This is a genomic window from Roseivirga thermotolerans (assembly GCF_014653175.1).
Lineage (GTDB): Bacteria > Bacteroidota > Bacteroidia > Cytophagales > Cyclobacteriaceae > Roseivirga > Roseivirga thermotolerans.
The window spans coordinates 648,670-666,567 of record NZ_BNAG01000004.1 but is presented as its reverse complement, the minus strand read 5'-3'; the positions used below and the strand labels follow the sequence as shown (position 1 = coordinate 666,567).

Here is a 17,898-nt window from a genome sequence, read left to right as displayed (position 1 = left end):
TATTGGCTAATTACCCATTTTGAACAGATTAATCAAGCAGTTATGATATGAGGCGTTCCTGGCATACAGGCAGTTGGTTTTTCCATTTGATATTTGCCGACAAAGCCTGAACTTGCCGCCACGAAATTGGACGATGAAGTATTACATCATTGCAGGAGAGGCTTCTGGCGACATGCATGCGGCCAACATGATGAAGGCCTTAAAAAAGCTTGATACGAACGCTTATTTTAGGGTTTGGGGCGGAGACCGTATGGCCAAAGAGGCTCAGGAGTTGGCCAAGCACATTAGAGAAACTTCCTTTATGGGTATTTTCAAAGTGCTCTGGAATATTCGCACCATAAAGCAAAACTTTAGATTCTGCGAGGCCGATATTCGCAACTTTCAACCGGATGTACTCATTCTTATTGATAATTCCGGTTTTAACCTCAGAATTGCCAAGTATGTAAAAGAAAGTGGTTTTAATACCAAAGTGTTCTATTACATTTTACCTCAGGCCTGGGCTTGGAAGCGCAAAAGGGTACACACTATTCATCAGTGGACCGACAGAATTTTTTCTATCCTTCCCTTTGAACCGGATTTTTATAAATCATATGGCTACGACATTGACTTTGTTGGGCACCCCATTATGGATGCTTTGGCTCAAAAGGAGTCACATCTATTAAGCCGAAAAGAATTTTTATCGACTCATCAATTGGCCGATAGACCACTGGTAGCACTTTTGCCGGGTAGCCGAAAGCAGGAAATTATTGGCAAGCTACCTCGTATGTTAAAGGTAATTCCCCATTTTCCTGATTATGAATTTGTAGTGGCCGGCTCTGAAACCATTGATTTATCCCTTTACGAAAAGTACACCGAGAGCAGGGTAAAGGTGGTTTTTGGGGCCACCTATGACATTCTCCATCATGCATCGGCAGCCTTAGTTACTTCGGGTACAGCCACCCTGGAAACAGCACTGCTCGGTGTACCACAAGTGGTTTGTTATAAACCGGGTTGGCTAACATATAAGTTGCTCAAGCGCATTGTAAGTATCAAATACATTTGCCTGGTAAATCTTATTCTGGATAAGATGGCGGTTCAGGAACTTATTGAAGGCGATCTGAACGAACAGCGATTGGTAAAGGAGTTGAAGCTTCTTTTTGATGAGGACAATAGGCAAAGAATACTCGCGGACTATGCCTCTCTTAAGACCAAACTAGGTGGAACTGGTGCCTCTGAACGTGTGGCACAGCTTATGTTCAATGAGTTGAACCATCAGGCCGCGGAATGATTTTGTATTCAGCGGCCCGGATATAGTTTTATTGAGCCGGAAAACCCGGACTAGCCATAACTTCTTTTATCTGCTCGATGTGCCTTCGGGTATGGGCCGAAAGGAACAGTACCGCCTGATAACCGTCTATGATTCCAAAGGGCAGGCTGGCATACTGATGTCTCATGGCATTGTTTGCTTCTTCAAAAGCTGCGATGTGACTCTTTCGGCTTTTTTGGAATAGTTCCAGAGCTTCTAAAGGTGCGACTTTAAGCTGAGAGGGCTCGAAGGCTTCATTGGTCTTTACTTTATTTGCTCTCGACTCTATGGCCGCTATGAGTTGCTCATCGGTCATTACTACCTCATCACGCCTGTCGGCTTTTGGCTCCGAAGCCCAGGCGGTGGCTACAAAGTAATTCCAAATATTATCTTCAGTAAGGGCAATGTGCTTAATGCATTCGGCAATAGACCATGCACTTTTATCGGGTTTGTAATTGAGCTGTGCATCAGATAGCCCTTTGGCTAGCCGAGATAGGTCGCTCTGTGTACTCTTTAGATGCTTTAGCGCCAGTTGCCGCTCTTCCTTGTTAATGTGTTGGGCCGATACTGACATGCAGACCCAGCACAAAACAACACTGATGGTTAAAAATGATCTTTTCATAAGGGTATAAATTAACTTGTTCTATACCCATCACGATTGGCCGCCTGAAAATGGGACAAAGGCCGGTCAAAATTCTACTCACTATCTACACAGTCGTTGCGCTTGTAGTCCGTAATATGCCTTTCTTTTACCTCCTCGTGAATATCGGCAATGGTTACTAATAGGCCAGTTTCTTCAACGCCTCCAAAATCGGGATTGAAGGCAGTGCCAAAAGTCATCATGGTAGAGGACAGGTTCATGTAGATGTTAATGAGAGGGGGGATCCACTCACCACGATCTTTCAAAAGCTTATGGAGAACTTTAAACCCATCGCTAAAAGGAATATCTTCTTGAAAGTATTCTTTGAAAACACGGTTATCGAATCCGGCAAATAGCTCCGTTTTAGGTGTACAAAGCTTCTGGTGATCGGGGAAATAGTGAGCCATGAATGCCAGTAGAATATCTCTGGCTTCGCTGTTATAGTTACGATACATGGTTACCTTGCCAAAGAAGTACTTTATTTCCGGATAGTTGGTAATGAGAGCTCCCAAGCCATCCCAAATGTTGGCCAGAGCAAACACGCCTTTTCTGGGGTTTACAGAAGGCTGATATTCCGGTTGTACCCAAGACCTGCCCAGCTCTATTGAAACGGGCAGATACTCTTCTTTCATTTGTTTGGAGAAATCAAAGTAATGAGCTGTAGAGAGCTCAAATTCTCCGGTTTGAGGGTTCAGGGCCCTTGGTCCGGTAATAAAGCGGTAACCTCCGATTATCTCCTGATCTTCTCGGTTGTAGACAATCAGCTGTTCGTAGCAACGCTCATTGGTATCATACTCATCAATGTCAATTTCATGACCTGTTCCACCACCGGCAGCTCTGAAAGAAACCTCTCTGAGCCTGCCAATTTCTCGCATAGTGTGCGGAGAATTATGATGATTGACAATGTAAATTTCATTGTTACCCTTGTGAGTGCACTGCACGAACCTTTCCCTGGTCAACTCATCTTCGATGAGCTCGCGTTCTACCGGAGGAATGATTTCTTTCTGTACCTTACTTTGCTTCATACGAGTCGTTTAAGACTGTCTTAATTGATAAACCCTTTCTTTTGTCCATGCGGCCCACTCTTTCTCCGACTTACTGTTGTCGAATGTATCGGGGGCGATGGGTTCACCAATAATGATGTCCATTTTTGTTCCTTTTTGCTTGAATAGCTCATCTACTAAAAAGAACATTTCAATATTTAGTTTTATGCCAAGTGCCTTACGGATGTTGGCCAGTCGATAAAACCGGTTGGTCAATCTCCCTTCAATATACACCGGAATGACCGGCTTTTTATACTTTTTTGCTTTGGAAACGAAGGTTTTCTTCCACTCCAAATCTCTAATTATACCTTGTTGTTTACGGCTCACCAGTCCGGCCGGAAAAATGAAGGTGGCACTGGAATCAGCAAATTGTTTTTCTACCTCCTGCAAAGAGCGAATGGCATTTTTTCCCACCTTATTTACCCCAATAAATCGTTCTTTAAGGTTTTCTACACTCAGCAAAAAGTCATTGACAATAAATCGAATATCCGGTCTAACGTCATTGACTGACGATACAAAAGCCACGGCATCGAAGCCCCCCAGAGGGTGGTTGCTCACAAATATGCAGCTTTGTGGAGGTGCTATTACATTCTCCTTTCCTTTGAGGTTGAGCTGTATGCCAAACTCTTCCATGGTCGCCTTACAGAACTCATAGGCACTGGCACCTTTCTGCTTAACCATAAAGGCATTTATCTCATCCTGATGAATGATTTTTTCAATGTAACGAATGATGAAACCGGGAAGCCACTTGACCAGCGAAGGGTTTTTACTGGCAATTAGCTTGCGAACATCAATGAACTTATCCATGGTTGAGTGACTCATCGAACAACCGCAAGTATAAGGCCATTTGGATGACATTTCAAAACAGAGTCAAAACTTGTATGTGCCTACATGAATAGTGCAAATAATGCAGGGAAGATTATTAAATCTGCCAATTCTTTTGTGGGGCGCTGTATGGAGGCATTTTCAATTTTTGTAACATGCAGTATGATCAGCAAAAATATTGAAGAGAAATTTCGGCTCATTACAGACTATTGGAAGCCCGGAATTGTAGCCGAACTAAATGGTCAGTTGGTAAAACTGGCCAAGCTGAAGGGGGCTTTTGTATGGCATAGCCATGCGCATGAAGACGAACTGTTTTACGTACATAAGGGTACTTTGTATATGGAGTTTCGCGATAAAACAGAGGTGGTGCACCCAGGCGAAATAATAGTGGTGCCGAAAGGAGTGGAGCATAACCCTTATACCAGGGACGATGAGGAAGTTTGGGTAATGCTGTTTGAACCTGCTGCTACACTTCATACAGGCGAAGTAACTCATGAAAAGACGGACAATAATCAACAATGGATTTAGAATCTGTTTGAAAATGAATAACTTAGGTTAGTGTATGGCAACAATAAAGTTTACCTCTAATCTTAAACGCTTTTATCCGGATTTACGGCCTATTGAAGCGAATTGCAGCAATGTAAGAGAAGCCGTTGAACTCATTGAGAGTGAGTATGAAGGGCTGAAAGACTACATTGTGGATGAGCGAGGAAGACTGCGAAAACATGTCAATATTTTTATAGGCAACCAACTCATTAAAGACAGAGAAAAACTCTCTGATGCACTTAAAGCCAGTGATGAGCTTTATGTAATGCAGGCACTTTCGGGTGGTTAGCAAAACTCATAACTAAAAGATCCATGGCAGATAAAAACATTCTTCTCGTAGGTTCAAGAAAAGGGCTTATGGTGTACCAAAGAGCTAAAGGCTCGCAAGAGTGGAAACATACCGATACCCACTTTCTGGGTATTCCGGTGAGTTTAGCAGCCATAGATGCGCATACCGGTTATTGGTGGGCTATGCTAGATCACGGACACTGGGGTTGTAAACTGCACCGCTCGGCCGATGGAAAAGTGTGGGAAGAGCTGGAAGCACCCAAATATCCGGAAGGTGAAGAAGTGAAAGATGGTGTACCGGCCACCACGCGCTATCTCTGGGCTTTTAGCCCCGGTGCAAAGAGCGAACCCGGAACAATATATATTGGAACAGAGCCCGGAGGGCTTTTTAAGAGTACCAATAATGGAGACAGTTTTGAGTTGGTTCGTGCCTTATGGGATCATCCAAGCAGGAAAGATCAATGGTTTGGTGGGGGAAGAGATTACCCCGGCATACACTCCATTTTGGTAAATCCTGAAAATCCGGACCACCTCTATGTGTCCATAAGTTGTGCGGGTACCTTCGAAACCACCGATGGAGGTAAAAGCTGGGAGCCAAGAAACAAAGGGCTAAAGGCAGATTTCTTGCCCGATCCAAATTCTGAAATAGGTCAAGACCCGCATTTGGTGGAGTGGTGCATGGCCAACAGGCAGGTTATGTGGCAGCAAAACCACTGCGGAATTTACCGTTCGGCCGATGGAGGTAAGAACTGGGCTGATATTAGTGAAGCTAATGGTCCGGCTAATTTTGGGTTTGCTATTGCGGCAAGTGAAACCAATCCGCAAAGAGCTTGGGTAGTGCCGGGTGTGAGTGATATGCTAAGAGTGGCCATTGATGGGGCACTCTGTGTGTGCCGTACAGACGATGGTGGAGCCACATGGAAAGCCTTTAGAAAGGGGCTTCCGCAAGAGTCGGCCTATGACATTGTGTACAGGCATGCGCTGGATGTGGTCGGTAATACACTGGCTTTTGGTACCACCACAGGCAACCTCTATTTATCTGCCGATGACGGGGAGTCCTGGGAAGTTTTGAGTCATAATTTACCCATGATTCATTCGGTGGCATTTTGCTGATTTACAAGTAGTTTAGATTGTTTAGGAGTGATGGAATAAATATTCTGGTTTACAGTAAGTTCCCATTTATTACTCCTACCTTTGCGACCTCATTTTAAATAATACCTTTTTGTCAAATTTTAAATCATTAGGCCTATCTCCAAAACTATGTGAAGTGTTGGATCAGTTGGGTTTTGAACAACCAACACCTATTCAGGAACAGGCCATTCCACAATTATTATCGAATAATCCTACCGACTTTATTGGTCTTGCACAAACCGGAACGGGAAAAACAGCCGCTTTTGGTCTTCCGCTCATCGATTTGATAGACCTTGAAGACGATAGTACACAGGCCATTGTAATGGCACCTACCCGTGAATTGGGTCAGCAAACGGCCAAGCAGTTACAAAGCTTTGTGGCCAACCAAAGAAAACTAAACGTAGAAGTTGTTTACGGAGGAGTAGATATATCTAAACAAATCAGGGCCCTTAAAAAGCCCGTTCAAATTGTTGTGGCCACTCCGGGCCGATTGATCGACTTGATTGAGCGGAGGGCAGTGTCATTAGATGCTGTTCGTTATGTAGTGCTCGATGAGGCCGATGAAATGCTCAACATGGGCTTTAAGGAAGATATAGATCGAATTATTTCATATACTCAAGACGACCGGTCTATATGGTTGTTTTCGGCTACAATGCCTCAAGAAATCAGGCGGATTGTAGACAAATACATGAACACGCCCATCGAAGTTGCGGTGAATACACACCAGAAGAGCAACCTGGATATTGCCCATCAGTATGCCATTACCAAAACGGCAAACAAACTGGCGGCTATTAGAAGGTTTTTAGACATTCAGCCCGATATGCGAGGCATAATGTTTTGCCGCACCAAAAGAGAAACTCAAGAGTTTGCCGATGCCTTCTCTAACATGGGGTATGGTGTTGAAGCCTTGCATGGCGATTTGTCGCAAGGGCAGCGCGATGCGGTAATGAAACGTTTTAAGGCACGTTCCATGCAGTTACTCATTGCTACCGATGTGGCGGCAAGAGGGATAGACGTAAACGACCTTACGCATGTAATTCACCATAGCTTACCCGATCAATTAGAGAGTTACACTCACCGTAGCGGGCGCACGGGCCGAGCGGGTAGAAAAGGAATTTCGCTGGCTTTTATTAACCCCAGAGAAGGCAGGAAGATAAAGGAACTGGAAAACAAGCTCGGAGTAAAGTTTGAGTTGGTTGAGGTGCCTAATAAAAACGACCTCAAATATAGCCGTATTAACCATTGGGCTAATCTTATCTTAAAAACTAAGGTAGATGAAGAGGTGAATGACCTGATGGCTCACCTGAATGAAGACCTTCTGGGCTTGAGCAAGAATGATTTGCTCAAAAGATTATTGTCTCTGCAGCTGGATCACCTGGCGGTTGACAATGGTACCAATTTTGACGAACCGGACGATCTGAACGAGGTTCAAGGCAAAAGAGAAGATAGAGGAGGGGCGGTTGTTAATCGCGATGGCTCTCAGCGTTTCTTTATAAATGTGGGAGACATTGATGGAGCCACAAAAGCCGACTTGGTACATTTCTTAGTAGACGTATCAGGTTACGATAAGGGGGCATTCAAAGAGGTAGAGGTGAAGAAGAACTGTAGCTTCTTTTATCTGGATCCGGTTTTGGGCAAAGACATTTCTTCTAAATTCAGAGGAATTAGCGTCAACGGGCGCGCAATACGGGTAAATGAAGATACTGATGGTCCTCCGAGAGATTCTAAAAAACAGAAGAACAGAAATAGGGAGTTTGGTTTTGAGAAACGAAACCGTAGAAAGGAGAGAGCCCGTCCGCCAAGAAAGGGCAGAAGAAGGTAATTTCTCTTACCGTTGACAGGAGTTTCTGTCTTTTGTAATTTCATTCTCCAAATTTAAACAGACAGTTTATGGGAAAAGGAGATAGAAAAACCAGAAGAGGCAAAATTGCCATGGGAACTTTTGGCAACACTAGGCCAAGAAAGCCCAAAACAAATACAACTACCACCAAAGCGAGCTCTGAAAAGAGCAAGAAGTCAGCAACCAAAGCCTGACGGGTAGAAAAAATAAGAGGCTGTTTTCTACGAATCTAATGGTATAGATTCAAAGGAAACAGCCTCTTTATAGTTTTAGCCCTTTTGTTTAAAAAAGCACTCAGAGCTTATTTCAAACCGGCAATTAACTTCTGGTTTAACCTCACATAATCTGGGTTTCCACCTTCCTCGGCCAACTTCATAGACTCCTGAGCCGCTGCTTTTGCCTCAGTGTTTTTGCCAAGTCGGGCGAGTAGTTTGGCTTTTAGATGAATTACCCAGTATTGTTTTTGGCCAGAGCCTTCAATAGCCTTGTTGACCCACTCAAGGGCTTGTTGAGCATCGCGTTCGGTGTCGTAGTAGTAACCGGCTGCCTGAAAATAAACTCCCGGATTTTGAGGACTACCATCAATAACCTGACTTTTAATTTGGGCCATCACCTTTGCGTCTACATCACTCTCAATTTTGAACATGGCCTTGGTGTGTTCCCATTTCATGTTCAGATAAGCAGAGTTCATGGTAAAGTCCGAAAAACTTATGGTAAAGGTTTCATAATGACTGCTAGGGTGTTTTACAGGTACCTTAAAGCGCAGCAAATCATCTTTTGAGTCATAACCCAATGAGCCCCACCAGGTAAGGTTTTTACTCAGAATAATGGTTGCTTCCTCTTCTGTAAATATGGTATATAAGGCATACTCACCAGCAGGCACCGGGTTTCCTTCCAGCTTTACGTCTTCGCTAAACGATATTTTGGTCGATGCATTGGCACCGGTTCTCCATACTTCGTTGTAGGGTATGAGTTCACCGGCCACTTTACGGCCTTTGGCACTAGGGCGTGAGTAAACCACTTTAACTTCGGCTAGCCCAACGGTTCCTTTCAGTTCAAAGGTAGGGCTGGCGGCTGGCATTTGAATCTGGGCATAGCCAAGTGTTGCCACCATCAAAGCAATTGCACTAAGTATAATTCTTTTCATAAGGTTTAGTTTTGAGTATGTGAATTTATAAAAAAAGCTTCCATTCGTTGAATAGAAGCTTTGAGTTGTTTTTGGGACTTCGATTAGTTGGTTACTTCAATCGGAAATTTCACCGAAGTATTGCCCCAGGCCAATTCAATAGTGGCTTTGTTTTTATTGTTCTTGTCAAAATCCTGCATCATAATGTAAAAGGTCTCGACAGAGTTGGCAGTTTTAGTAGCCTTGGCTTTGAAACGGATAACATCTTGCGACTCATCGTAGTTAGTGCCCCACACTTTGGCCTTGTTAATGATAATGGTCCATTCGTTGTCGCCCGGAATGCTGTACATAGAATACTCACCGGCCGGCAGTTTTTGTCCGCCAATGGTTACCTCTTTGCTAAAACTAATTTTGGTGTTGGCATTAGCTCCAGTTCTCCAAACTTGTCCTTTAGGAGCCAGGGTTTCCAGCGATCTACCGTCAAGGCTTGGTCGGGAATACACCAGGGTCATTTCCGTATTACCAATCATTTGCGAAACTGTGGTAGTGGGGCTGGCAGCTGGTCCGCGTTGTGCCAGCACAACATTAGCGCTAAAAATAAAAAGTAGGGTAGCTAAAGCAATAAATCCTTTTTTCATTGTTGTTCGGTTTTTTTAATTCAACAAGTTAAACTCATTTGAGCGAATTTAGTTGCTTTGTGTCAGCTATGAAGCTTCAAAAAAGTTTTTATCTGCGCGAAAATGTTGTCCAGGTGGCAAAAGAAGTTCTGGGAAAAACAGTACATACCTGCGTCAACGGATACCATACTTCTGCGATCATTACAGAAGTAGAAGCCTATAGCGGTAGAAATGACAAGGCCTGCCACGCCAACAATGGAATGAGAACCAAACGCACGGAAATTATGTACGCCCGGGGAGGTGTTGCCTATGTATACCTGTGTTATGGCATACATCATTTGTTTAACATAGTTACCAACGGTCGTAACAAGGCCGATGCGGTGTTGGTAAGGGCTGTTCAACCGGTTGAAGGCATAGAAACTATGATGAAGCGTAGACAGAAAGTAGAGGTGGATAAAAGCCTTTGCTCGGGTCCAGGAACGCTCAGTCAGGCCTTGGGTATACACACCCGGGAGCATTACGGTCTATCGTTGCTCAGTGAGCACATTTGGCTCGAAGATGCTCCATGCCTCAAAGAACATGAAATAGTAACCAGTACCAGAGTGGGGGTAGATTATGCCGAAGAAGATGCCCTCAAACCCTGGAGATTTTATATAAAAGACAATCCATGGATCAGCAGAAAATAGACGTACTACTTTCCATTAAGGTATGGGATCCTAAGCCTTGGGTAGAAGGCCTTTCTCAATCTACTTATATAAACCAAGTGCACTTGTGGCCTACTGAGGCCGATTTAAGCCGAGTCTCAGGTCTGTTTGTGTGGAAACCTTTAGATGAAGGAGTGGTGCAAAAACTACCTAACCTAAAGTGGGTCAGTTCACTGGGGGCTGGTGTAGACCACCTGGTTAACGACCAACAAATACCCAGCGACATACCTGTTACCAGAATAGTAGATCCGTTTCTAACCCGCGATATGACCAACTATTGTATAATGGGGGTGCTTATGCATCAACGTAGTATGCAAGCACACTGGCAAAACCAACAGAAAGCAATTTGGAACAGGTTGTCTTACAGTTCATTGAAGGTAGGAGTTTTGGGCTTGGGAGAGTTGGGAGGACATTGTGCTAGCACTCTTGCACAATTGGGTTTTGAAGTTTTGGGCTACAGCAGAACACCTAAACAACTCCCTGGTGTTCAGTGTTTTAATGGTGGTGAACTCAACCAGTTTTTAGCTCCGCTAGATGTGCTCATTAATCTTTTGCCGGTTACACCACACACCGTAGATATTTTGAACTTAGACCTTTTTGAACAGATCAAAGAAGGTGCTTTCCTTATCAATGTGGCAAGGGGAAACCATCTGGTGGAGAATGATCTGCTGCTCGCTCTCGATTCCGGCAGGCTTTCCGGAGCACTGCTTGATGTATTTAGGGAAGAGCCTTTGCCTTCAGGACATCCGTTTTGGAAACATCCGAAAATCAGAATTACACCGCACGTAGCTAGTGTAACCGCTCCACAGTCGGCCATGCAACTGGTTTTGGAAAATACAAAGCGTTTAATAGAAGGGAGAGATTTGCTGCACAAGGTAAATCGGGAGGCCGGTTATTAGCTTTCAGGAAGCTTTCTGAACGTTTCAATTCACATTTTCGACAGTTAATGATCAACCGTATGTATTTCATTTGCAATAGTGAAACATATATATTTCATTTACTATTGTGAAAGTAATAACTCCAGCAACAGAATATGAAATGGTCAATCAGAATTCAAAAGGTCAGTAGTTTTCTCTTTTTATTCGTTATTTCCACCACCTGCCTGGCACAGAAACACGCTTTAGATGCTTCAGATATAAAAGAATATACCCGTTACTTTACTTTAAATGATGGTTTTGAAGGAGAGGGAGCAGAGCTTATTCAAGAAGAATTAGCATCGAGTCAATTTGTTTTGTTTGGTGAGCTTCACAATTCGCAGCAGTCGGCTCTTTTCTTCAATGAGCTGCTGAAGATTGCAGCAAAGCACCGTTACAATACGCTGATAGCTGAAGTAGGGCCGTTTACCGCAGAAGTTTTAATGAAATTGTCTGAAGTGCCTGAAGAAACTACAGGCAATCTTAGGCAACTCTACCAACGGTACAATAGCAAGAATAACAGATATCCGATCCCCTTTTTCAAAGGAAAGGAAGATGCGACTTTTCTGACAACTGCCAGAAAATTGAATTTCGATATATGGGGAATAGATCAGGAATTTGCACTTGCCTTTCCTATGCTTTTCGACCAATTGGCAGGTCTCTATACTGGTGCAGATAAAGGAACTGTCAATAATGCTCTGGAGGACTCTAAAAAGGCCTGGAACAAAATCAGTGAAAAGCATCGAAGTTGTGAGTCTTTAGAAAACGCCACAATAGCAGGCTTTTTCAGTTTGTTCAGTTCTAGTAATGCCAAGGCACAGGAGTTGATTACGGCCATTAGAAAGTCCTGGCAAATCTATTGTCATCACGAAAATGGCGAGTATGGAAAAAACAATACCACACGAATCGCCTATATGAAAGAAAACCTTGAAAGGAAGTTGGAAGAAGCCCGGCAAGGAGACCAATATCCGAAAGTGCTTATAAAAATGGGCAGCTATCATACCACAAAAGTTAAAAGTCCAATCGGTTATAAAGATGTTGGTCACTGGGTAGATAGTCTGGCCAGTGAATTAGGTTCAAAATCAATGCATATCAGGTTTATGAGGCGTTATTGGCAAGGTAAAGACCAATTTAAATCGAAAAGCTACGCACCTGTTCAACTCTTTATGACTGTTGGTTTGCCAGACCAGTGGGCGCTTATAGACTTGAGGCCGATCAGAAGAAAAATAGCATCGGGTATCTGGACAGCAAAGCAATCTGAAATAAACGAAATATTTAACCATGACTTAATGCTCATTGCCCCAAAAGATCAATGGGTTGAAAACAACTTTTAATATGACCAGAACAAATATTGGTGAGTTTGAAGAAGTGGTGCTGCTTATAGTGGCCATACTTCATGAAAATGCCTATGGTGTCAGTGTGATGGAAGAAATTGAAAACCAAACGGGCCGAAAGATCAATATCTCTGCGGTACATTCGGCTCTGGATAGGCTGGAGTCGAAGGGCTTTCTCAAATCTGAAGTTGGAGGTGCAACAGCAGAAAGAGGAGGAAGGAGAAAGCGCTTTTTCAGAATTACGGTAGCGGGTCAGCGGACCCTTGATGCCATCCGTGAGCAGCGAAATCGTCTGCACGATCAAATACCAAATCTAGGTCTAAAGTATGTCGGTATTTAAACAGGAACCACCTCAGTGGGCTTTACGACTACTGCGGTTTTATTGTAAGCCAAGAGCGTTGGAAATTATAGAAGGAGACGCCTATGAGCTTTTTTATAAGCGGGCTGCCACCGAAGGTCTAAAGGCAGCCAGGCGAAAGTTTTCGTGGGACGTGTTCAGGTTTTTTCGCTTTCGCTACATCAAAGGTCTGGAAGATTTTAACTCATTAAACAACATTGCTATGTTCAAAAACTATCTCAAAATATCGATCAGAAGCTTGCTTAAGCAAAAGTTTTACAGCTTCATTAACATCAGCGGACTGGCTCTTGGTCTTGCCGCTTGTTTGCTCATTGTACTCTACATAAGCCACGAACTCAGCTACGACAAGTATCATAAAGACATAGACCGAGTGTATAGAGTGGCCAATGGCCAATCGGGCAATTGGACACCCGCCAGGCTGGGCGCACAAATGAAGGCCGATTTTCCGGAGGTTGAAGAAGTGGCCCGTATCAATGGGCCTTTTAGCCAAACATTTAAGGTTGGTGACAAAATTTTCAAGGAGGAGAGAGGTTTTAGTGCCGACTCCACTTTCCATAAAATATTCACCATGGAGTTTGTTGAAGGCCGTGCTGAAGGTGCCTTGAACAAACCGAACACGATAGTGCTTACTCAGTCGTTAGCCAACAAGTTTTTTGACTACGGACAAGCTTTGGGTCAGATAATTTATATTGATGGTGAAGCAACAATGGTTACGGGAGTGGTGGCCGATCCGCCAAAGAATACCCACTTCTATTACAATTACGTATTGAGCTACCCACATGATTTTTGGGTAACCGTGGGTAACTGGACGGGTAATGCCTTTTTTACCTATGCCAAGCTAACCGAGCAAGCTACTCCAGAACAAGTGCATGCCAAAATTCCCGATTTTGTCAGAGAGCATGTGGGGCCTGCGCTAATCAAGTACTCAGGTCATGCAACCTATGATGATTTTCTGGCTGCAGGGGGAAAGAAGTCATTTACTTTTATTCCCATGAAGGATTTGCACTTGCATTATCCTCATTTGGCTCTCGGGTCTAGTGGCAGCATAGACAATGTGTATATATTTTCAGCGGTGGCCTTGTTTATACTGCTTATTGCCTGCATTAATTTTATGAATTTGAGTACGGCACGGTCGGCCATGAGAAGCAAAGAAGTGGGCATGCGCAAGGTATTGGGCTCATTGCGCGGACAGCTCGTAGGTCAGTTTATGACCGAATCCGTTTTGGTTTGCCTCCTTTCATCGGTTTTGGCTTTACTCATTGCTTCTCTGGGGCTTGATGGTTTCAACCAACTGGCCAATAGAGACTTTGAACATGCTCAACTTTTCGAGGTAGCCACGCTGGCTAAACTGTTTGCCCTTATGATTGTGGTTGGACTCATGGCCGGTTCTTACCCGGCCCTGGTTTTGTCTTCTTTTCAACCCATTAAGGCCCTTAAAGGTGAGGCACAGGCCCGTGGTAAGGGTGGTGTTTTGCTTCGAAAAGGTCTGGTGGCATTTCAGTTTGCCATCTCCATATTCCTAATGGTGAGCACGGTGGTTGTGTTTTCACAGTTGCAGTTTCTCAAAAAACAAGACCTGGGGTTTGATGCCGAACAAGTACTTGTGGTTAAGAATGTATCCAGGCTTGGAGAGAAGGCTCAGGTAATGACTCAGCGTTTGGAGCAGGTGCCAACGGTACAATCCGTAAGCCTTTCCAGTCAATATCCCTCCGAATGGATTTCCGATTGGGGCTATCAGACCCTGGAAGATAATCCGAGAAGCTACAGTTTCATTAATATGTTTGCTACGGCCGGTTTTCTGGAAACCATGAACATAGAGCTGCTCAAAGGCCGCAATTTTAACCGACAATTAGTGTCAGATACCTCTAATATACTCATCAATGAGGCGGCTGCCCGGTGGCTGGGATGGGAAGACCCCATTGGAAAAAAACTTTCCCGAGGTAATGGCGAAGACTACACTATAATTGGTGTGATGAAGGATTTTAATTTCAACAGTCTCAAGCGTGGAATCAGTCCCTTTGTGCTTCGACTAATGACAGACGATGGGCATGCCGAAGGAGGCTGGTATGCAGGCAACTACCTTGCCCTAAAGGTTTCGGGTAACTTCCAGGAAACGGTGAGTTCAGTAGAAGATATTTGGAAAGAAACCATTGCCGATGAGCCCTTTGAATATGTCTTTTTAGACGACTCTTTTAATGCACTGTATGAAGAAGAAGAAAGGTTTGGACAATTGTTTACAGCTTCTTCGGGGCTGGCCATAGCCATCGCTTGTCTGGGTTTGTTTGCCTTGGCAGCATTTACTCTTCAGCGTAGGTTCAAGGAAATTGCCGTACGCAAGGTTTTGGGAGCTTCAGTAAAAAGCCTGACGCTTATGGTGATCCGTAATTTTACTTTTCTGGTGTTTATTGGGGCTGTAATAGCCATTCCTACGGCTTATTTAGTAATGAAAGGCTGGTTGGCGGATTTTGCCTATCAAATGAACCTTAACAATCCTCTTATTTGGCTGTTGCCGGCTCTTTTTGTAGCAGTAATTGCATGGCTGACGGTTGGTTTTCAGTCCGTGAAAACCGCCATGAGCAATCCGGTAAAGGCACTACGCAGCGAATAGTCGGTAATGGAAAAGAGACTGTTATGACTCTTGACTCTGCTCCGCCATTAAGGGTATGGTGCAGTTCGCTTCATAGCAGTCTCTTTAAATAACTCTTAGTGGTTTTCTAGTTTTCGCCCGGAGGAGTGATCATAATATGCGCTCTGTAAAGCCCGGGAAACATTACCCACGGATGCCCTTTACCGTTGGGGCTAATGGGCAGTCCGGTCGATTCAGCTGTGGCCAATGGGGTATATATAACGTACCGAAACTGACCGCCTTCAAGGCTATTCGTTTCCGGATTGTAGCGCGCATTCTCTCCATAGTAAATGGCCAACGTAGATCCGTAGTTTGGCTTCTGAAGGCTTCCGTTTTTCATTTCATCTTCTCGGATCTGTAAAATTTCTCCACGGTTTTTGCCTTCTGCCCGCAAGGCTCTGCCTCGGGCCATAAAAGGCTCCACATCAATCGGATAACTCACCACCTCAAAGCCGGGACTATTGGGGTCGTCTGCCCGAACAATGAAATTGTTGGTTCCTTTTCTTAGGGTTATCATTTCGCCTTTTTCGTTAAAGCCATAAACATGGGCTCCATCTCTTACGGCTGCCGGGGCAGCTAAAACAGCCGATTTAATCTGATCTTCTTTGCTCATTTGCTGTGCCGAAAGGCTGCCCGACATTAAGGCAAAGAAGCTGGCTAGTAAAATTTTCTTCATTTGGGTTGTGTTGGTTAAGTGTTGGTTGTAGCTATTCATTGCTACGCATATCTAAAGGTAGCCAATAGCTTACACACTTTGCATACGGTGAGTGGTGCGAGTGGTTTAACCTTTTCTTTTAAGCACCTTGGTCTTGGTGAAATTGCTAAAGTCTTTAAAACCCTCTTTAGTAAAAACTGACTTTATCACCTTCCATCGTGTTAAGGGTTCTTGTTTGGGTTTTTCTGCAGAAGGAGTTGGTGCAGAGGGCCTTTCCATAGGCTTACCGGTGCCAGGCGAATAACCCACCAATTCGTTAGACCTGTTAAAACTCTTTTTAGACCTTTCTATATAGCCTAATTTTTCTTCAATAAGCCCTTTGTTGTTTAAGGTTATGGCATCGTCAGGGTCAAGCTCCAAAGCCTTTTCATAATCGGCTAAGGCTTCCTTACTTTGCCCAATACGATCTTTGAAAAAAGCTCTGGAAGACCAGCGATAAGGGTTTTGTGGTTCTAGTTTCAGAGCCAAATCGAATTGAGTCAGAGCCTCATCGTTTCGGTTGTTGAGGTGCAGAGCTACTGCAAAATCACTAATGAAGGTGGCATTTTCCGGATGCAGTTCAACGAGTCGTTTAAAGTCGGAGAGGGCCTCAGTCAATTGTTCGTTTTTAGAAAGTGCGCGAGCACGATTGTATAGTGCAGCGACATGATTAGGGTTCTGGTTTAAGGCCTGATTGAACAATTCAATGCCTTTTTTGAAATCATTTGATCGGCAGGCTTCAATTCCTTTCTCAACTATCGATTCGATCATTTTGGGGCTTTTTGCAAATATAAACACCTCATAAAAGTCTTGGTTCGATTTCCCTTGAAAATAGAATGGAGGTTGTATATTTGACTTCTGATCATGGCAGTGACTCCCGACCAGATTTTAAGCGATTTGAAAGCCGGAAAATATGCTCCGGTTTATTTTTTACAGGGGGAAGAACCCTACTATATCGATCAGATATCTGATTACATCGAAGACCATTGTTTGGCCGAAGCCGAAAAAGGCTTCAATCAAACCATTATGTATGGAAAAGATGTGGCTATGAGCCAGGTGCTTACAGCGGCAAGGCGTTTTCCTATGATGGCCGAACGACAGGTGGTGATTGTTAAAGAAGCCAAGGATATTCAGGATATTAACAAAGAGGAAGGGCAGAGCCTGCTCATAAATTATCTCGATAACCCTGTGCCGAGTACCGTCCTTGTGTTTGCTCATAAACACAAAAAAGTGGATGGGCGAAAACCTCTGGCAAAGGCTCTTTCTAAAAAGGCTCTGCTGCTCACCACTACCAAGTTGCGAGACTATGAGGTGCCTAAGTGGATTGAGGGCTTTGCCAAAGAAAAGGGTTTCAATATTGGTTATCAGTCGGTGCAAATGCTGGCCGAATACCTGGGCAATAATCTGGAGCGTCTTAGCAACGAAGTCAACAAAATTGCCATTAATTTAAAGCCGGGAGAGGAAATAACTCCGGCCCACATTCAAAAGTATGTGGGTATCAATAAAGACTACAATGTGTTTGAGCTCCAAAAAGCTATCTCTACTGGCGATGTGCTTAAGGCCAACCGCATAGTGAATTATTTTTCAGCCAATATCAGGGCTAATTCCATTATTCCAATGATAGCCGTGTTATACAGCTATTATACCAAGCTATTGCTGCTTCATAGTGCCAAAGATAAATCGGACAGTGGCCTTGCACGTGCCATGGGGCTTCCTCCTTTTGTGGTAAAGGAGTATAAAGTAGCGGCCAACAGGTATCCTCTTCAGAAAGTAATGCAATGTATTTCGCACCTGAGAGAGGCAGACCTTAGGTCTAAAGGAGTAGACTCCGGCTCTATGCCCGAAGAGGAGATTTTAAGAGAATTGGTGTTCAAACTTATGCATTGAATTGTTCTATGGAGCGCAACAATATTCAACCAACAAAAGA

At 43.9% G+C, this 17,898-nt stretch carries 19 protein-coding genes; 12 read left to right on the top strand and 7 right to left on the bottom strand.

All coding sequences use genetic code 11. The features are described 5' to 3' along the window. Positions 1–133: 133 nt before the first annotated feature. Positions 134–1,267 carry a lipid-A-disaccharide synthase gene (gene lpxB, locus IE164_RS16655; protein ID WP_189631385.1) on the top strand — a complete coding sequence of 378 codons (1,134 nt, stop codon included), beginning with the start codon at positions 134–136 and terminating at the stop codon, positions 1,265–1,267. Positions 1,268–1,295: 28 nt separating this feature from the next. Here the strand turns inward: lpxB and IE164_RS16650 are convergent, their stop codons facing one another. The 3 genes from IE164_RS16650 to glsA form a co-directional block, all read right to left on the bottom strand. Then, complete coding sequence (locus IE164_RS16650) at positions 1,296–1,907, bottom strand: DinB family protein (RefSeq protein WP_189631384.1); 612 nt, start codon at positions 1,905–1,907, stop codon at positions 1,296–1,298. Positions 1,908–1,981: 74 nt separating this feature from the next. After that, entirely contained in the window at positions 1,982–2,950 is a 969-nt protein-coding gene (gene glsB, locus IE164_RS16645) for a glycine N(alpha)-acyltransferase GlsB (RefSeq protein ID WP_189631383.1), read from the bottom strand. Positions 2,951–2,959: 9 nt separating this feature from the next. Continuing rightward, complete coding sequence (gene glsA, locus IE164_RS16640) at positions 2,960–3,775, bottom strand: glycerol acyltransferase (RefSeq protein WP_229838736.1); 816 nt, start codon at positions 3,773–3,775, stop codon at positions 2,960–2,962. 180 nt (positions 3,776–3,955) lie between these two features. Here glsA and IE164_RS16635 point away from each other — a divergent pair, with 180 nt between their 5' ends. The 5 genes from IE164_RS16635 (at position 3,956) to IE164_RS16615 (ending at position 7,792) form a co-directional block, all read left to right on the top strand. Then, positions 3,956–4,321 (top strand): cupin domain-containing protein, encoded by a 366-nt coding sequence (locus IE164_RS16635; protein ID WP_189631381.1) that lies wholly within the window; start codon positions 3,956–3,958, stop codon positions 4,319–4,321. Positions 4,322–4,355: 34 nt separating this feature from the next. Further along, entirely contained in the window at positions 4,356–4,628 is a 273-nt protein-coding gene (locus tag IE164_RS16630; RefSeq protein ID WP_189631380.1) for a MoaD/ThiS family protein, read from the top strand. Positions 4,629–4,651: 23 nt separating this feature from the next. Further along, the gene (locus tag IE164_RS16625; protein ID WP_189631379.1) at positions 4,652–5,740 is read left to right on the top strand and encodes a WD40/YVTN/BNR-like repeat-containing protein; all 1,089 of its coding nucleotides are present in this window, start codon (positions 4,652–4,654) and stop codon (positions 5,738–5,740) included. 109 nt (positions 5,741–5,849) lie between these two features. Continuing rightward, the gene (locus tag IE164_RS16620) at positions 5,850–7,580 is read left to right on the top strand and encodes a DEAD/DEAH box helicase (protein WP_189631378.1); all 1,731 of its coding nucleotides are present in this window, start codon (positions 5,850–5,852) and stop codon (positions 7,578–7,580) included. Between the two features lie 68 nt (positions 7,581–7,648). Beyond that, a complete protein-coding gene (locus tag IE164_RS16615) occupies positions 7,649–7,792 on the top strand; it encodes a 30S ribosomal protein THX (RefSeq protein ID WP_189631377.1) in 144 nt (47 codons plus the stop codon). Between the two features lie 107 nt (positions 7,793–7,899). Here IE164_RS16615 and IE164_RS16610 read toward each other — a convergent pair whose 3' ends face one another. Together IE164_RS16610 and IE164_RS16605 are read right to left on the bottom strand one after the other, a co-directional pair. Continuing rightward, positions 7,900–8,745 (bottom strand): DUF2911 domain-containing protein, encoded by an 846-nt coding sequence (locus tag IE164_RS16610; protein ID WP_189631376.1) that lies wholly within the window; start codon positions 8,743–8,745, stop codon positions 7,900–7,902. 83 nt (positions 8,746–8,828) lie between these two features. Continuing rightward, positions 8,829–9,362: a DUF2911 domain-containing protein gene (locus IE164_RS16605; protein WP_189631375.1), complete on the bottom strand. Its 534-nt coding sequence runs from the start codon at positions 9,360–9,362 to the stop codon at positions 8,829–8,831. Between the two features lie 68 nt (positions 9,363–9,430). Between IE164_RS16605 and IE164_RS16600 the strand changes: the two genes are divergently transcribed. The 5 genes from IE164_RS16600 (at position 9,431) to IE164_RS16580 (ending at position 15,259) form a co-directional block, all read left to right on the top strand. Then, positions 9,431–10,027, top strand: a complete 597-nt coding sequence (locus tag IE164_RS16600) for a DNA-3-methyladenine glycosylase (RefSeq protein ID WP_189631374.1) — start codon at positions 9,431–9,433, stop codon at positions 10,025–10,027. Beyond that, positions 10,009–10,944, top strand: coding sequence for a 2-hydroxyacid dehydrogenase (locus tag IE164_RS16595; protein ID WP_189631373.1), 936 nt, complete (start codon positions 10,009–10,011; stop codon positions 10,942–10,944). The genes IE164_RS16600 and IE164_RS16595 overlap by 19 nt, the downstream gene beginning before the upstream one ends. 134 nt (positions 10,945–11,078) lie before the next feature. After that, complete coding sequence (locus IE164_RS16590; RefSeq protein ID WP_189631372.1) at positions 11,079–12,293, top strand: hypothetical protein; 1,215 nt, start codon at positions 11,079–11,081, stop codon at positions 12,291–12,293. Position 12,294: 1 nt separating this feature from the next. After that, positions 12,295–12,633: a helix-turn-helix transcriptional regulator gene (locus IE164_RS16585; protein WP_189631371.1), complete on the top strand. Its 339-nt coding sequence runs from the start codon at positions 12,295–12,297 to the stop codon at positions 12,631–12,633. Beyond that, complete coding sequence (locus IE164_RS16580; protein ID WP_189631370.1) at positions 12,620–15,259, top strand: ABC transporter permease; 2,640 nt, start codon at positions 12,620–12,622, stop codon at positions 15,257–15,259. The genes IE164_RS16585 and IE164_RS16580 overlap by 14 nt, the downstream gene beginning before the upstream one ends. A gap of 106 nt (positions 15,260–15,365) precedes the next feature. On the opposite strand, the gene IE164_RS16575 is transcribed toward IE164_RS16580, so the two are convergent. Continuing rightward, complete coding sequence (locus tag IE164_RS16575; RefSeq protein ID WP_189631369.1) at positions 15,366–15,953, bottom strand: hypothetical protein; 588 nt, start codon at positions 15,951–15,953, stop codon at positions 15,366–15,368. Between the two features lie 105 nt (positions 15,954–16,058). Further along, on the bottom strand, positions 16,059–16,742 hold the full coding sequence (locus IE164_RS16570; RefSeq protein ID WP_189631368.1) for a tetratricopeptide repeat protein: 684 nt from the start codon (positions 16,740–16,742) through the stop codon (positions 16,059–16,061). Positions 16,743–16,835: 93 nt separating this feature from the next. Between IE164_RS16570 and holA the strand changes: the two genes are divergently transcribed. Further along, on the top strand, positions 16,836–17,858 hold the full coding sequence (gene holA / locus IE164_RS16565) for a DNA polymerase III subunit delta (protein ID WP_189631367.1): 1,023 nt from the start codon (positions 16,836–16,838) through the stop codon (positions 17,856–17,858). The last annotated feature ends 40 nt before the right edge of the window (positions 17,859–17,898 follow it).

Coding starts and splice junctions, on each gene's coding strand:
- lpxB (WP_189631385.1), top strand. CDS start 134: ATGAAGTATTACATCATTGCAGGAGAGGCTTCTGGCGACATGCATGCG.
- IE164_RS16650 (WP_189631384.1), bottom strand. CDS start 1,907: ATGAAAAGATCATTTTTAACCATCAGTGTTGTTTTGTGCTGGGTCTGC.
- glsB (WP_189631383.1), bottom strand. CDS start 2,950: ATGAAGCAAAGTAAGGTACAGAAAGAAATCATTCCTCCGGTAGAACGC.
- glsA (WP_229838736.1), bottom strand. CDS start 3,775: ATGGATAAGTTCATTGATGTTCGCAAGCTAATTGCCAGTAAAAACCCT.
- IE164_RS16635 (WP_189631381.1), top strand. CDS start 3,956: ATGATCAGCAAAAATATTGAAGAGAAATTTCGGCTCATTACAGACTAT.
- IE164_RS16630 (WP_189631380.1), top strand. CDS start 4,356: ATGGCAACAATAAAGTTTACCTCTAATCTTAAACGCTTTTATCCGGAT.
- IE164_RS16625 (WP_189631379.1), top strand. CDS start 4,652: ATGGCAGATAAAAACATTCTTCTCGTAGGTTCAAGAAAAGGGCTTATG.
- IE164_RS16615 (WP_189631377.1), top strand. CDS start 7,649: ATGGGAAAAGGAGATAGAAAAACCAGAAGAGGCAAAATTGCCATGGGA.
- IE164_RS16610 (WP_189631376.1), bottom strand. CDS start 8,745: ATGAAAAGAATTATACTTAGTGCAATTGCTTTGATGGTGGCAACACTT.
- IE164_RS16605 (WP_189631375.1), bottom strand. CDS start 9,362: ATGAAAAAAGGATTTATTGCTTTAGCTACCCTACTTTTTATTTTTAGC.
- IE164_RS16600 (WP_189631374.1), top strand. CDS start 9,431: ATGAAGCTTCAAAAAAGTTTTTATCTGCGCGAAAATGTTGTCCAGGTG.
- IE164_RS16595 (WP_189631373.1), top strand. CDS start 10,009: ATGGATCAGCAGAAAATAGACGTACTACTTTCCATTAAGGTATGGGAT.
- IE164_RS16590 (WP_189631372.1), top strand. CDS start 11,079: ATGAAATGGTCAATCAGAATTCAAAAGGTCAGTAGTTTTCTCTTTTTA.
- IE164_RS16585 (WP_189631371.1), top strand. CDS start 12,295: ATGACCAGAACAAATATTGGTGAGTTTGAAGAAGTGGTGCTGCTTATA.
- IE164_RS16580 (WP_189631370.1), top strand. CDS start 12,620: ATGTCGGTATTTAAACAGGAACCACCTCAGTGGGCTTTACGACTACTG.
- IE164_RS16575 (WP_189631369.1), bottom strand. CDS start 15,953: ATGAAGAAAATTTTACTAGCCAGCTTCTTTGCCTTAATGTCGGGCAGC.
- IE164_RS16570 (WP_189631368.1), bottom strand. CDS start 16,742: ATGATCGAATCGATAGTTGAGAAAGGAATTGAAGCCTGCCGATCAAAT.
- holA (WP_189631367.1), top strand. CDS start 16,836: ATGGCAGTGACTCCCGACCAGATTTTAAGCGATTTGAAAGCCGGAAAA.